At 44.1% G+C, this 14808-nt stretch carries 17 protein-coding genes; 1 reads left to right on the top strand and 16 read right to left on the bottom strand.

Annotation, left to right across the window (positions count from 1 at the left end; genetic code table 11):
- Positions 1-176, top strand: a 176-nt coding sequence (locus T500_RS16675; protein ID WP_196243486.1) for an ATP-binding protein, incomplete at its 5' end; no start/stop codon positions are given.
- Positions 177-680: 504 nt separating this feature from the next.
- Here T500_RS16675 and T500_RS0108430 read toward each other — a convergent pair.
- The 16 genes from T500_RS0108430 to T500_RS0108360 form a co-directional block, all read right to left on the bottom strand.
- On the bottom strand, positions 681-1724 hold the full coding sequence (locus T500_RS0108430) for an NAD-dependent epimerase/dehydratase family protein (protein ID WP_028907754.1): 1044 nt from the start codon (positions 1722-1724) through the stop codon (positions 681-683).
- Positions 1725-1755: 31 nt separating this feature from the next.
- Positions 1756-3084 (bottom strand): UDP binding domain-containing protein, encoded by a 1329-nt coding sequence (locus T500_RS0108425; protein WP_155267489.1) that lies wholly within the window; start codon positions 3082-3084, stop codon positions 1756-1758.
- Positions 3085-3129: 45 nt separating this feature from the next.
- Positions 3130-3864, bottom strand: a complete 735-nt coding sequence (locus tag T500_RS0108420; RefSeq protein ID WP_028907752.1) for a nucleotidyltransferase family protein — start codon at positions 3862-3864, stop codon at positions 3130-3132.
- A gap of 12 nt (positions 3865-3876) precedes the next feature.
- Positions 3877-4362, bottom strand: a complete 486-nt coding sequence (locus T500_RS17335) for a hypothetical protein (RefSeq protein WP_230580878.1) — start codon at positions 4360-4362, stop codon at positions 3877-3879.
- A 3-nt stretch (positions 4363-4365) separates the two neighbouring features.
- A complete protein-coding gene (locus T500_RS17330) occupies positions 4366-5046 on the bottom strand; it encodes a galactokinase family protein (protein WP_230580877.1) in 681 nt (226 codons plus the stop codon).
- A gap of 79 nt (positions 5047-5125) precedes the next feature.
- Positions 5126-5308, bottom strand: a complete 183-nt coding sequence (locus T500_RS16935) for a hypothetical protein (protein ID WP_155267488.1) — start codon at positions 5306-5308, stop codon at positions 5126-5128.
- 12 nt (positions 5309-5320) lie between these two features.
- Complete coding sequence (locus T500_RS0108405) at positions 5321-5737, bottom strand: WbuC family cupin fold metalloprotein (RefSeq protein WP_028907751.1); 417 nt, start codon at positions 5735-5737, stop codon at positions 5321-5323.
- 85 nt (positions 5738-5822) lie between these two features.
- On the bottom strand, positions 5823-6992 hold the full coding sequence (locus tag T500_RS0108400) for a GDP-L-fucose synthase family protein (RefSeq protein WP_028907750.1): 1170 nt from the start codon (positions 6990-6992) through the stop codon (positions 5823-5825).
- Positions 6993-7018: 26 nt separating this feature from the next.
- Positions 7019-8122: a GDP-mannose 4,6-dehydratase gene (gene gmd / locus T500_RS15570; protein WP_051611966.1), complete on the bottom strand. Its 1104-nt coding sequence runs from the start codon at positions 8120-8122 to the stop codon at positions 7019-7021.
- Positions 8123-8203: 81 nt separating this feature from the next.
- Entirely contained in the window at positions 8204-9409 is a 1206-nt protein-coding gene (locus T500_RS0108390; protein WP_028907749.1) for an NAD-dependent epimerase/dehydratase family protein, read from the bottom strand.
- On the bottom strand, positions 9394-10554 hold the full coding sequence (wecB, locus tag T500_RS0108385; protein ID WP_028907748.1) for a non-hydrolyzing UDP-N-acetylglucosamine 2-epimerase: 1161 nt from the start codon (positions 10552-10554) through the stop codon (positions 9394-9396). The genes T500_RS0108390 and wecB overlap by 16 nt, the downstream gene beginning before the upstream one ends.
- Before the next feature lie 47 nt (positions 10555-10601).
- Complete coding sequence (locus T500_RS0108380) at positions 10602-11648, bottom strand: polysaccharide biosynthesis protein (RefSeq protein WP_028907747.1); 1047 nt, start codon at positions 11646-11648, stop codon at positions 10602-10604.
- A gap of 24 nt (positions 11649-11672) precedes the next feature.
- Complete coding sequence (locus T500_RS0108375) at positions 11673-12062, bottom strand: WbuC family cupin fold metalloprotein (RefSeq protein ID WP_028907746.1); 390 nt, start codon at positions 12060-12062, stop codon at positions 11673-11675.
- Between the two features lie 70 nt (positions 12063-12132).
- Positions 12133-12786, bottom strand: coding sequence for a sugar transferase (locus T500_RS0108370; RefSeq protein ID WP_028907745.1), 654 nt, complete (start codon positions 12784-12786; stop codon positions 12133-12135).
- 34 nt (positions 12787-12820) lie between these two features.
- Complete coding sequence (locus tag T500_RS0108365) at positions 12821-13936, bottom strand: nucleotidyltransferase family protein (RefSeq protein ID WP_028907744.1); 1116 nt, start codon at positions 13934-13936, stop codon at positions 12821-12823.
- 43 nt (positions 13937-13979) lie between these two features.
- Positions 13980-14801, bottom strand: a complete 822-nt coding sequence (locus T500_RS0108360) for a glycosyltransferase (RefSeq protein WP_028907743.1) — start codon at positions 14799-14801, stop codon at positions 13980-13982.
- Between the last annotated feature and the right edge of the window lie 7 nt (positions 14802-14808).

Raw genomic sequence — 14808 nt, 5'->3', positions numbered from 1 at the left:
CTATCATCGTGTCTCAATTGCCAGTTTCAAACTGGTACGACGTGCTTAAGAAGAATACCACTGCTGCTGATGCCATCCTTGACAGAATCGTGCACACAGCTGTACGTTTTGACCTCAAAGGAGAGAGTATGCGGAAGAAAAAATCGACAAAAAAGAGCGATGTTACAGAAAAATGATTAAATTTGCAGCGCCATTAGGATGAACGAGTCAGAAAAGTGAACGGATATCCCCGTTTTGGGTGGGTGGATATCGACCGTTTTTTGCACAATGTCTTTACTGTTTACTGCCATAACTCAAAATTAAAGTTGATGGCGCAAAGGTAATGCCTATTTCTGAGAACACCTAAAAAGGGGTTGGATGCTTACGAAAGTAACACTCTTGTCTTGTCCTTCTATCAGACAGCCATGCCCAAACATCTCTTGGTACATCAGATTTATCAGATGCCCCAAACAATGTGCCTTTCCCACATTTCCTCTTCCAAACAGCGCTATTACTCTCATGTCCTTTCAGTTTTTCCTTAATTCCATCAATACGTGCTTCCGCATTCCTCAGCCTTCACACCTCAACTTTCTCTAAAAACCGACAAGCGGCCATATCACTATTGGAAGTTGCTCTCAAACCAATAGCTCAATGACCGACTTGTCTGTATCTTGCTACTTGCTAAATTCGTTCGATTACCATCATTTGTGGCCATAGAACTCCTTATACCACTCCGCAAACTTCCTCAATCCCTCTCTCAACGTAATCTTCGGGGTAAACCCAAAGTCACGTTCAAGGGCTGTGGCATCCGCATACGTAGTGGGAACATCACCTGGCTGCATGGGAACAAGTTGCTTGTGTGCTTCAAAGTCGAAGTCAGCAGGAAGGACACCGGCACGAACTAACTCCTCCTGCAGGATGTTCACGAAGTCTAGCAGGTTCTCTGGCTGACCACCACCGATATTATAGACTGCATATGGAGGGATAGGCAGGCCGTCTTCACCCTTCTTACGCTCTGGAGCTTTCTGCATCACACGATACACGCCCTCTACAATGTCATCAACGTAGGTGAAGTCACGACGGCAGTTGCCATAATTGAATATCTGGATAGTCTCACCCTTCAACAGTTTGTTGGTGAAGCCAAAATACGCCATGTCAGGACGACCAGCAGGGCCATATACCGTAAAAAAGCGCAAGCCCGTTGTGGGTATGTCATACAGCTTTGAATAGCAGTGGGCAAACAGCTCGTTGCTCTTCTTCGTAGCTGCATACAGCGACACAGGATTATCCACACGATCATCCGTCGAGAATGGCACTTTCTTGTTGCCACCATATACAGAACTTGAAGAAGCATATACCAGATGCTCCACAGGGTTATGCCTGCACGCCTCTAATATATTATAGAAGCCAATCATGTTGCTCTGAATATAGGCATCAGGATTGGTGATGCTATAACGCACACCCGCCTGGGCAGCCAGATTCACCACCACGTCAAAGTGGTACTTCTCGAATAGTCCATCAATCAGAGTTTTGTCTGCCAAGTCCCCCTTCACGAACTCATATTCTATTCCCGCAGGCTTAGCTTTTTCAATCTCACTGAGGCGATAATCTTTCAATGTCGGATCATAATAATCATTCAGATTATCCAGTCCAACAATAGTACCTTCGCTCATTTCCTTAAATAAGCGTAGCACCAAGTTCGAGCCAATAAATCCAGCACTTCCTGTAACTAATATTGTCTTCATAAATTCGTATTATTCGTGCAATTCGTGTTCGTTAATCTCTCTTGAAAATGTCTCTTGTATAGACCTTCTCCTGAACATCATCCAGAGCCTCGTCGTAGCGATTGGCAATAATGGCATCACTCTGCTTTTTAAACTCTTCCAAGTTATTCACAACACGAGACCCGAAGAACGTTTCGCCATCCTTTAACGTAGGCTCATAGATGATGATATTGGCACCTTTTGCCTTCACACGCTTCATGATGCCCTGAATAGCACTCTGACGGAAGTTATCGGAATTAGATTTCATCGTCAGACGGAACACACCGATAGTCACATCCTTCTCAGCACTCTCACTCCAGTCACTATTAGCAGTATAGTAACCAGCTTTACGCAGCACCTCATCTGCAATAAAGTCTTTACGAGTCCTATTACTCTCCACGATGGCCGTCATCATGTTCTGAGGCACATCCGCATAGTTGGCCAGCAACTGTTTGGTATCCTTAGGCAGACAGTAACCGCCATAACCGAATGAAGGATTATTGTAGTGCGTGCCGATACGCGGATCCAGACCTACGCCCGATATGATAGCCCGACTATCCAATCCTTTCACCTCTGCATAAGTATCCAGCTCATTAAAGTATGATACACGCAAAGCCAAATAGGTATTGGCAAACAATTTCACAGCCTCTGCCTCCGTCATTCCCATAAACAGCGTATCGATATTCTCCTTGATAGCACCTTCCTGCAGCAGACCGGCAAAGGTCTTTGCCTTCTCCTCTGCCTCTGGATTACCGATAGCTGTTATGGCAGCATTCTCCTCGTCCCACTTTCTGTTTCTATCGGCAGGCAATATCTTTGGATAGCCTACAATAATACGAGAGGGATAGAGATTATCATACAACGCCTTACTCTCACGCAGGAATTCTGGTGAGAAGAGCAAGTTAAACTTCTTTCCCTTCAACTCTGGATCAGTCAAGAACTTCAGCGCATACTTTACATACAGAGAACGGCAATACCCCACGGGGATGGTACTCTTAATCACCATCACTGCATCGGGATTCACACTTAACACGAGGTCAATCACATCCTCGATATGATGCGTGTCGAAGAAATTCTTCTGCGGGTCATAATTCGTCGGAGCCGCAATCACAACATAGTCAGCATCCTTATAGGCAGCCATCCCATCCAGCGTTGCTGTCAAGTCAAGCTCCTTCTCTGCCAAATACTTCTCAATATACTCATCCTGAATAGGCGAAATCTTTTTGTTGATTTTCTCCACCTTCTCAGGTATCACGTCAACAGCTGTTACATGATTATGCTGAGCAAGCAGTGTTGCTATACTCATACCAACGTAACCTGTTCCTGCAACTGCAATTTTCATTTTATAATAAGTTTTTATTCGTTAGATTCGTGAAATTCTTGTTCGTTACTTACCATATTTCTCAACCGCCTCGTAATATGTATCGAGGCTACCAATATCAAAACGTCCTGCACTCATGGGCCAAGCATGCATAGTGGTATGCTCTACCATATAGTGAGCGAGATTACCTGGCGCATCCTTGCCGCAACCATTCTCTACAGAATGCCGAACCAAGTCGAGGTCTTTCTTCAAATAGATATAGAACGGTGGTACTGCCCAGTGGCTCTTTGGCACTTGTGGTTTTTCTTCCATGCCTAACACCTTATTGTTGGCATCCAGTTCTACTACACCTGTACGCTGCAGTTTCTCTATTGAAGGCTGCTCGTGGCACATGATGCACGAAGTGCCTTTGGCACTAGCAAAGTCCACAAACTCCTGGAATGAGAAAAACAACAGGTTATCCGCTGCCACTACCAACAAATCATCATCGATGTGGAGCTTATCCATGGCATACAACAAATCGCATACAGCTCCAAGACGAGTTTCGTTAGTCTCTGTGCCATCATCCACAATGGTAACCGGCTTGCTATAGTGCAAATCCTTCTTCCAGCCCTCGAAGATGCTTGCGAACTTATGATTTGTAATGATAATATGTTCATCAATCTCAGGAATCCTGTCGATATCATCCAACATCCTTCCCAAGATAGTATTCTCTCCAATCTTCAACAATGGCTTTGGGAAGTTCTTCGTCAACTCTCCAAGCCTTGTCGCATATCCAGCAGCAATAACAATGTCTTTCATACTTCACAATTATCAATTATCCAAGAATCTTGCCCCATCATCCGGCTTCACCCAGAACACCTGGAATGTCTTTTCGTATTCAGGGAACTGTTCTAGATATTTCTCTGTGAGCACCTTCTGTATCTCCTCCTTATAGGCAGGATCCACAAGGGCAATACAAGCGCCCTTGAAGCCTGCACCAGAGAAACGACCACCATAGACACCTGGCAACTGACGCATAATCTCATAGATAGCAATGAGTTCTGGTGAACCGCACTCATAATTATGGATGCTACTCTCACACGAATCGAACGACAACTTACCGAATAATTTCATATTGCCCGTTTCCCAAGCCGTCACGCCTTGACGCACACGGCGGTACTCACTATAGAAATGCTCTGCACGACGAGCAAACCTCGCAGGCATGGCTATACGAGTCTTATCAAATGTTGCTTTGGGAATATCGCGAAGGAATGTCTTATCAAACGTCTTCAGTGGCTGGTCCGTATAGGCAAGCATATTCTATGCAGCAGTCTTGCACTCATACACACGAAGATTATAGTCACTATTCACCAATGAACGAGTCAATCCAGAGAAGAAGATGCCAATCTCAAACTCTGGCATGTCAGGATTACGCTTGATGATACGCCAATCATTACTATCGCAGTCAAGGAACAGCAGTCCATTCTTCTTACCCAGTGCAATGCAAGCCTGGTCGAGAAGACCATTATTCAGTCCAATGTACTCACGTTCTGCCTCCGAAGCAATCTTCACCACCTCAAATGGCTGGAGCGTAATGTCATTCGCCTTAGCAAACGCCATCACATACGCAATCAGAACTGCAGCAGAGGAACTGAGTCCACCCACCGGCAACGAGCCCTGTATAACACCATCAATACCTCGCTTTAGTTCAAAGCGCTTGCGCAATGCATACTTGGCACCACGAGCATAGTCACCCCAATGCCCTTCCTTCACCTGACTCGGAGCATCGATGTCAAAGTCCACCGTTCCCTCGAACGTCCTCGACTCCAGATGCACATGCGGGTCACATCTTCCATCTTCCATCTGACCTCTTACATCGAAGTATAGGTCAACACCCTTGTCAATGGCAAAACCTGTCACCAATCCGTGCTGGTGGTCAACGTGTGCCCCCAATGGGCAAACCCTATACGGGCTAAAAATATGATATTGATACTTTTCCATAAATATTATTGCCTATGTTTTCCCCATTGAGGCACAAAAAGTTATGAACAAAACGCCCATACCCCTTTAACAATCTCCTTTATCCAACCATAAATCCTTGATTTCTCAACTCAATCAAGCCGTTCTCAATATCTTCCATCGGGATTGCGCCTCCCCACATCCTATAAACGTAAAGAGGTGTTATGCAACCAAAATCCATGGAACCTGACCGTACCTCGTTCTCCACAAATTCTCGCAATCGGTATAAAACATCTTCCATCATATCTTTCCTTTCTCACATCGAGGCGTACGTCTCCGACCCATCCTCACCATACTTACCATCCTTACCTTCGTATATCACGGATGGTTCTAGCACCTCTACCGTATGCCACACGCCTTTCGGCACCTGACATCCATATACACCACCTTCTGGGCACAGATGAATACGCTCAACCTCTCTCAGTGATGCTTTGCCATCGGAAGATATCTCCTCCTCATACAGCACTTCATCCAGCCTACCCTTAATGAGTATCACATTTTCATTACTCATCGGGTGCCTATGTATCGCGACTTCCGTTCTAGGCAGCATTGTGTTCAGCATACGCTGGGAGCCATCCTCTGCCGATGTGCGCAAATCTAGGTTCGTCCTCAGGCGAGGGTTTCCCTTCGCCTCTTCAAAAAGTTTTTCTAGTAATTCTTGGTTAATCGTCATAATAACGCTTTTGTGGTACAAACAAATAGGAACAGAAAATCCAAAGTCCCTTAAGGAAACCCATCATATATTAGTTTCTTAATTGTCATGAAAGAGATTCTTTATACCATTGGAATAAATTCCCAACGCCATCTTCTATCTCAACCTTATGAGTCCAGCCAAGAGAATGTAGTTTGCTTACATCAATGAGTTTACGCATCGTGCCGTCAGGCTTTGAAGCATCAAACTCCACTTCACCCTCAAAACCAACAGCCTTTACAACAAGTTCTGAAAGTTCGCGAATAGTCAACTCCTTGCCTGTGCCTACGTTGATATGGCAGTTGCGGATTTCACCCAACGATGGTATAGCACCACCTCTGCCAGCACTGTGATTACGATCTATAGCACCATCGGTGCTGGCTCCATAATGTACTGACGAGTACTTCTCAATGCCAATCACATCCTTAAAGTCCACATTCAGCAATACATGTACAGAAGCGTCTGCCATATCCTCGCTCCACAGGAACTCACGCAATGGAGTACCAGTACCCCAAAGCACCACCTTATTATCGTAGATACCATACTTCGCTAGAATGTTCAGTATGTCGTCATGTGATGACGACCCATCTACTCCCTCTACAGGACGCTTATTCAGGTCGATAGCAATCTTATCCCAGGCGCCATCATGTACCAGTTTTGCCAAATATACCTTTCGCATCATGGCCGGCATCACGTGGCTGTTCTCCAGGTGGAAGTTGTCGTTCGGTCCATACAGGTTCGTAGGCATCACGGCTATGTAGTTGGTGCCGTACTGCAGGTTGTAGCTCTCGCACATCTTCAGGCCAGCAATCTTCGCAATAGCATACTCCTCGTTGGTGTACTCCAGTGGCGATGTCAGCAAACAATCCTCCTTCATTGGCTGAGGAGCATTCTTGGGATAGATACACGTCGAGCCCAGAAACAGCAACTTCTTCACTCCATGAGCATAAGCCTCTGAAATCACATTGCACTGAATCTTCATGTTCATCATAATGAAGTCAGCACGATATAGCATATTAGCCATGATACCTCCTACAAAGGCAGCAGCCAACACTACAGCATCCGGCAGCTCTTCATCAAAGAACTTTTTGACAGCATTCTGATCTGTCAAATCCAGTTCTTTATGAGAACGTCCTATAAGGTTATTGTAACCTCTACTCTTCAGATTATTCCAAATAGCAGACCCAACGAGTCCGTTGTGGCCTGCTACATAGATTTTTGAATTCTTATCTAACATTCGTGTAATTCGTGAAATTCGTGGTTTTATTTAACAATACCCTTTTCAAGATACTCTGCTAGGTTAGTTCTTACTTTAGCGGCAGCACCTTCTGCTGCAACCTTGGCGATGTCAGATTCTACCATGATGCGAACAAGCTCTTCAAAACTGGTCTTGTTCGGATTCCACTTCAGCTTAGCCTTTGCCTTAGTAGGATCACCCCAAAGGTTAACTACATCCGTTGGACGATAGAAGTCCTCAGAAACGGCAACTACAGTCTTGCCGATGAGATTCTCAGGACCACTTACAACGATACCCTTCTCGTTGATGCCCTTGCCTTCAAACTTCAATTCAATGCCTGCATGTTTGAAAGCGAGCTCAGTAAACTCTCTTACACTATGCTGTACACCAGTTGCGATTACAAAGTCCTCCGGTTTATCCTGCTGCAGGATGAGCCACATACACTCTACGTAGTCCTTAGCATATCCCCAGTCACGCAAAGAGTCCATATTGCCCAGATACAGGCAATCCTGCAGGCCCTGAGAAATACGAGCAGCTGCCAGCGTAATTTTACGAGTTACAAAAGTTTCACCTCTGCGTTCTGATTCATGATTAAATAGAATGCCTGAGCAGCAGTACATATTATAAGCCTCACGATACTCCTTCACAATCCAGAAGCCGTACTGCTTAGCTACTGCATAGGGCGAATAAGGATGGAACGGTGTATTCTCGTTCTGAGGAACCTCCTCTACCTTACCGTAAAGCTCAGAAGTTGAAGCCTGATAAATACGGCAAGTCTCAGTCATACCCAACTGACGGACTGCCTCCAGGATACGCAATACACCTACAGCATCCACGTCAGCCGTAAACTCAGGTGAGTCAAAACTCACCTGAACGTGGCTCTGTGCCGCCAGATTATATATCTCATCAGGGCGAACCTTTCCAATCACGCCCAGCACACTCATCGAGTCACCAAGGTCTGCATAGTGCAGATGAAAATGAGGTGTGCCTTCCAGGTGTGCTATACGCTCACGGAAGTCCACCGACGAGCGACGGATTGTTCCATGAACATCATAACCTTTTTCTAACAAAAACTCGGCCAAATAGCTTCCATCTTGGCCAGTAATACCAGTAATAAGTGCTGTCTTCATATACTAAGATAATACTATTTTTACAATTCGAATTCTATTTCATCTTTCTTTTCATAAATCCAAGAAGCCTACAATCCTTTGCTATTTTACGGGCTCGAAGAACGTATCTGGCCTATTTGGATCAAAGATCTCGTTGCAGTACATAACTGTGACGAGATTTTCTGTGTCTGAGAGGTTGATGATGTTATGAGTATATCCTGGCAACATGTGGATGCACTGGATATTGTCACCAGATACCTCAAACTCAATCACTTCATCACTACCCAACTTGCGCTCCTGAATCAAGCCATGACCAGCCACCACAATGAAGAACTCCCACTTGGTATTGTGCCAGTGCTGTCCTTTCGTGATTCCTGGCTTAGAGATGTTGATTGAAACTTGACCGGCATTGAGGGTGTGAACTAGTTCTGTAAACGAACCTCTATCATCCACATTCATCTTCAAAGGGAAAGCCACTTTCTCCTTGGGAAGATAACTCAGATAAGTAGAATACAACTTCTTGGCAAACGAGTTTGCAGGAATTTCAGGAATCATCAAAGTCTTGGGCTGTTCTGCAAAAGACTTCAACAATTCCACAATCTCACCTAATGTCACTTTATGAGTGATGGGTGCAGCACAATAGCGACCATCCTCTTTCATTACGGTCTCTACCCCATCGAACTCGCAATGATGCTCCTTGCCTTGTAGGCCATTCAGCATCTCATCTACCAAATCATCAATATACAGCAATTCAAGCTCAACAGATGGATCATTGACTGTATAAGGAAGGTCGTTGGCAAACGCATTGCAGAAGGTGGCTACTGCTGAATTATAATTCGGGCGACACCACTTTCCGAACAAGTTTGGGAAGCGGTAAACCAAAACCTTAGCACCTGTTTCTTTGCTATAGTCAAAGAACAGTTCTTCGCCAGCCTTTTTGCTTTTACCGTATTCTGAGGTTCCAAAACGTCCAGCAAGCGTTGCTTGGATAGAACTTGAAAGCATTACAGGACACTTATTCCCATGCTTTTTGAGTGTATCCAGTAATGTAGAAGCAAACCCAAAATTACCAGCCATGAATTCAGACTGCTCTTTTGGACGATTCACGCCAGCTAAGTTGAATACGAAATCACAATCACTACACCACTTATCCAGTTCTTCTGCAGTATTGTCAATATCGTACTCATAAACAGCTTCGATAGAAAGTTCTGGGAACCTTCTATCTTTGCCGTCTTTGATTGTATTAAGTTGAGCACAGAGGTTCTTACCTACGAACCCCTTTGCTCCTGTTACTAGTATTTTCGCCATACCATCTTATTTACTACACCAACATAAGATTGGATAATTCTAACCACCTTGGTTGATACATTCTCATCCACGTAGTCGGGCACAGGAATACCTTGGTTGCCATCCTTGATAAGGCTTACAGCCACATCAACGCTTTGTAACAGGCCAACGGTATCAATTCCGCTCAATACGAAGCAACCTTTATCCAATGCTTCAGGACGCTCTGTAGAGGTACGGATGCAGACAGCTGGGAAAGGATGACCTACAGAGGTGAAGAAGCTGCTTTCTTCGGGCAGTGTGCCGCTATCAGAAACCACCGCAAAGGCGTTCATCTGTAAGCAGTTGTAGTCATGGAATCCCAGAGGCTCGTGCTGAATAACTCGCTTATCCAATTGGAAACCTGAAGCCTCCAAACGCTTGCGTGAACGAGGATGACAGCTATACAAAATTGGAATATCATACTTCTCTGCCATCTTATTAATCGCCGTAAACAGGCTCATAAAGTTCTTCTCAGTATCAATATTTTCCTCTCTATGAGCAGAGAGCAAAATATACTTACCTTTCTCAAGACCAAGGCGCTGGTGAATATCGCTAGCCTCAATCTCAGCCAAGTTGTTGTGCAGCACCTCGGCCATCGGGCTGCCAGTAACGTATGTACGCTCCTTGGGCAGACCTGTATCTGCCAGATACCTGCGAGCGTGCTCAGAGTATGCCATATTCACATCGCTGATGATGTCCACGATGCGGCGGTTGGTCTCCTCTGGCAGGCACTCATCCTTACATCTGTTGCCAGCCTCCATATGGAAGATGGGGATATGCAGGCGCTTTGCGCCAATAACTGACAGGCAGCTATTGGTATCGCCCAGTACCAGAACTGCATCGGGCTTCACTTCCACCATCAGCTGGTAACTCTTAGCAATGATATTGCCCATGGTTTCGCCAAGGTCATTACCTACAGCCTCCATATACACATCGGGATCTGCCAATTTGAGGTCTTTGAAAAAGACACCATTCAGGTTATAGTCATAGTTCTGACCCGTATGTGCCAACAATGTATCGAAGTACTTGCGGCATTCATTGATGACAGCTGCCAATCTTATAATCTCAGGGCGTGTACCCACGATGATCAACAGCTTCAATTTTCCATTATCTTTAAATTGAGCCATATAATTCTTGATAAATTAATGTCTAATTAATGGTAATTCGTGTTCACTTAAACCAAGTTAGGAATTCCATTCAACTCGTTCTGAATGTAAGTAAGCGAAGCGATCTTCTCTTTCGTTTCCTCCAGATTCAGGATTCTCGTATTGTTCGAGTTAAACTCATCAATCAACGCGCGCTTTACATCACCCTCCTTGAAGTACTTGTCATAGTTCAAGTCGCGGTTGTCAGCAGGTACTGCATAGAAGTTACCCATATCAATAGCCTTAGCAGCTTCTTCTTTAGTCAGAAGGGTTTCGTACATCTTCTCTCCATGACGAATACCAATCACCTTGATCTCTTCCTTCTTGCCACCGAACAACTCACAAACTGCCTCAGCCTGAGTCTGAATCGTGCAGGCAGGTGCTTTCTGTACGAGAATGTCACCATTCTTTCCGTTCTCGAAGGCAAACAGTACGAGATCTACAGCCTCTTCAAGGCTCATGATGAATCGTGTCATCTTGGGTTCAGTCAACGTAATAGGATTACCCTTGCGAATCTGGTCAATCCAAAGAGGAATAACTGAACCTCGGCTACACATCACATTACCATAACGTGTGCAGCAAATCTTGGTGTCGCCAGAGAGGCGGCTCTTAGCAACAGCTATCTTCTCCTCAATGGCCTTGGTAATACCCATAGCGTTGATGGGGTAAGCAGCCTTATCAGTAGAAAGGCAAATAACGCACTTAACACCTGCATCGATAGCAGCATCAAGCGTGTTGTCTGTTCCAATCACGTTGGTCTTCACAGCTTCCATCGGGAAGAACTCACACGAGGGTACCTGCTTCAAGGCAGCAGCATGGAACACATAGTCCACACCCTTCATGGCGTACTTCAGTGTGCTCTTGTTGCGTACGTCACCAATGTAGAACTTGATTTTGTTGGCCACCTCCGGCATACGCGCCTGGAAATCATGACGCATATCGTCCTGCTTCTTCTCATCACGCGAGAAAATACGAATCTCTCCGATATCAGTACGGAGAAAACGGTTCAACACTGCATTACCAAAACTACCAGTACCTCCAGTAATCAGGAGGGTTTTGTCTTTAAATACACTCATATTCGCATATTAATTTAAATTGTCTTACTTAGTAAAAATTTCATCCTCATCCAGAGGTCTATAGGCGCCATCCTTAGCTTCCAGAAGTATCGTTCCAGATTCAAGGCACTTCAAACTATGCCATTGACCTTTCTCGATATTCAGCACTACTCCTCCTGGCATCATATCAATGGTATCCGCGAGATTACCATTCTCATCATAGAAGTATTCTTCGAAATGTCCTCTTACACAAACACAAGTTTCTGAAGACCCCTTATGCCTGTGAATAGGCATAATAGTTCCAGGTTCCAAAGCATTCAGCATCCGCTGGCTATTATCTTCAGCAGAATTGCGCAAATCAAGGTTACACCTTAATCTTGGAGAAGTTTTCGCTTTCTGTGTCAGCTCATCAAGTATATCTTTCGTTATTTTCATTCTTCAAATCTTGGTTTACGTTGCGGGACAAACAAGAAACTACAGAACAGCCATATTGCTTTTAGGTATTTCATATAACCTCCCCAGCGTAAGACATCTTCTTACCAAGTACCGTACACAGTATCATCTTGAAATCCTTCACAAACGAGTAGTGATCCAGATAATACAGGTTCAATCGCACCTTATCGGGATAAATTACCGTATCGTTATACTCCTCGGCTATTTCCTGCATGCCACGAGTATCGCCAGCAGCCTGCTTCTGGGCTACATACTCTGAAATCATTTCGTCTTCCAGACGATATTTCAAAGTTGCAGGTCCCGTGATACCTGGGCGCAACTTCAACACTCGTCGGTCATCACCTTGCAGCTGGTCAGCATAACCAGGAACATCTGGTCTTGGACCAACAAAGCTCATGTTACCAATCAGCACATCCCAAAGTCCTGGCAGCTCATCCAGCTTATAATGACGAAGTGTAGCACCAAAAGGCGTAATGCGGCTATCTCCTGCAACAGAAACAGTTGAACCACTATGTTTAACCGTCATCGTCCTGAACTTATGACAATCAAACAACTTACCATCCTTGCCTACCCTCTTCTGAACGAAGAACGCAGGTCCTCCCGGCATTTTAATTTTTACCAATATCGCTGTTATCAGTAATACTGGCCAAAGAAACAATAGGCCGATTAACGATACCAGCCTGTCGAAGATCCATTTCAATATCATTTACTACTATCTTTATTCTATTAAATAGAAATTCTTATTCACCTCTTGCTGCAGCCCTCAATCCTACGTACATAATCCTAGGAAAAAACCTCAGCGAATCCATAGGGAATACCCTTGTATGGCGAATCAAGTCGCCACACCTTCTACTCATCGAACACACCTTACGTATCAGATAAGGATACTTTTCAAAGTAACTCATATCTCTGTTATGCCCCATATTCCCAACTTCTAGAATAAAAGCACATATCCTGTCTGCTTTCTTTTTCCACTTTACATCTGCAGAATAAAAAGGCATAGCTTCAGTTGGCATTCCAAGGTAATCTACGGCAAATGCTCCAAAAGCTTTCCATTCTGTCATCAGCCCCATTTTCTTAACCCGTGATTCTAGTAACTCTAGATTTAGAGAATCCCTATAAGCCCATAAGAGCCTACACCAGTCACAAACTTGACGAACCCCCAGTCCTCCTTTATAAAAATGGTTCAAGTAATGCGTAAAAACATAAACAGCATCTATGTCAAAACCCGGAATAAAAACTTGCGTTCTTTCATTTAACCATGAACGAACATTGCCACCATAGAACACATCTCGCTGCAACTCATCCATCACTTTGTTTATTCTGTTTGACATACCGCCATAAAGTGTACCATGTAGCTCCACAGTCCAAGTGTCTATGGTCATACCTAGGTGTTTACCTTTTTTCCCCTCTGGTTCAACAGAACTTGCTATTGGCAGCAGGAAATCCTTAGCCTTTGTATAACCGCTATCATTCAGAAACAAATCGACATCGCCACCACATCGCCAAAGTGGTCGCTCATAACATTGTGCGACCCCTTGGCCTTTCAGTAAAAGTGCATAGATATCTTTATTCCGCAACCTTTCAATTAGGTTTGCGATAAAGGAATTCATTGCTATATTTTGCTGTTCTATCTGTAACGTTTGGCCTATAAATTGAAGAGATACTTCCTGCGGAACTTTCACATCTTGAACATGATCCATACCTGCAGTTATAAGCCCCATAACCGACTGTTCATCTGCAATCCGCATTATCTCGTTATAATCTATTTTCCCATACTGTAGGATCTGGGCATCACTTTCCCATAGCCCAGCCCTAAGTAATTCGAAGAAAGTATCAATATTATTTGATTTCATAACCTTACCTCATACTGCATCTGTTCAAATAAACAGTGGTTATTCATTTCCTTGCAAAAGTCCTGAATACCCACCCCCTAACACTATTGGGTAACATCAATTGAATTATAAAACGTTCTATATAGTTAACAATGAACTGGTATCGTGTAATCAGACCTTCTTTTAACATCAACTTCTTGATGCCAATTTCGCTGTCGAAATATTTCTTTCCACCACGTCTAGCATATTGATCAGCACCACTTCTTACATTTACTGCCACATCGGGAATATTAGCGAACTTGCAGCCCGCCATCATCATTCTTACCCAAAGATAATAATCCTCATTCCAAAACCAATCTTGATAATTTCCAACCTTTAACACAGATGCTTTGCGAAACATAACAGTTACATGATTCAAAGCACAACGGCTCTTCATGAACTCATATATCTCCTCATTCGAAAGGGGCACCTCACGCCTACCAACAATATTCTCTGGCGTATCAATAAATTCTGTCATCTGGGCACCAACAATATCACATTCAGGATGAGTTTCAAGGTATGCCAATTGCTTCTCAAAGCGATTTGGAAGGCAAATGTCATCACTATCCATTCGTGCACAAATATCGTATTTAGCATTCTCAACACCTAGTTTCAAGGCATTGCCCAATCCGCCATTCTTTTCCAATCGAATAACATTCATAACCTCAGGGTATCTACTCTCATACACCTCCAACACCTGCTGCAACTCATCAGGCACTGGCCCATCTTGCACCAATACTATCTCCGATGGTTTCACACTCTGATTTACCAACATACTGTCAAGTGCAACACTGACAAAATCTGGTCTATCATTCTTATAAATTGATGTACAAACACTAAATTTCATATTTAAT

The sequence above is a fragment of the Xylanibacter ruminicola Ga6B6 genome (assembly GCF_000687715.1).
GTDB lineage: Bacteria > Bacteroidota > Bacteroidia > Bacteroidales > Bacteroidaceae > Prevotella > Prevotella ruminicola_B.
Note: the sequence above shows the minus strand (reverse complement) of the source record. Positions and strands in the feature narration are given on the sequence as shown.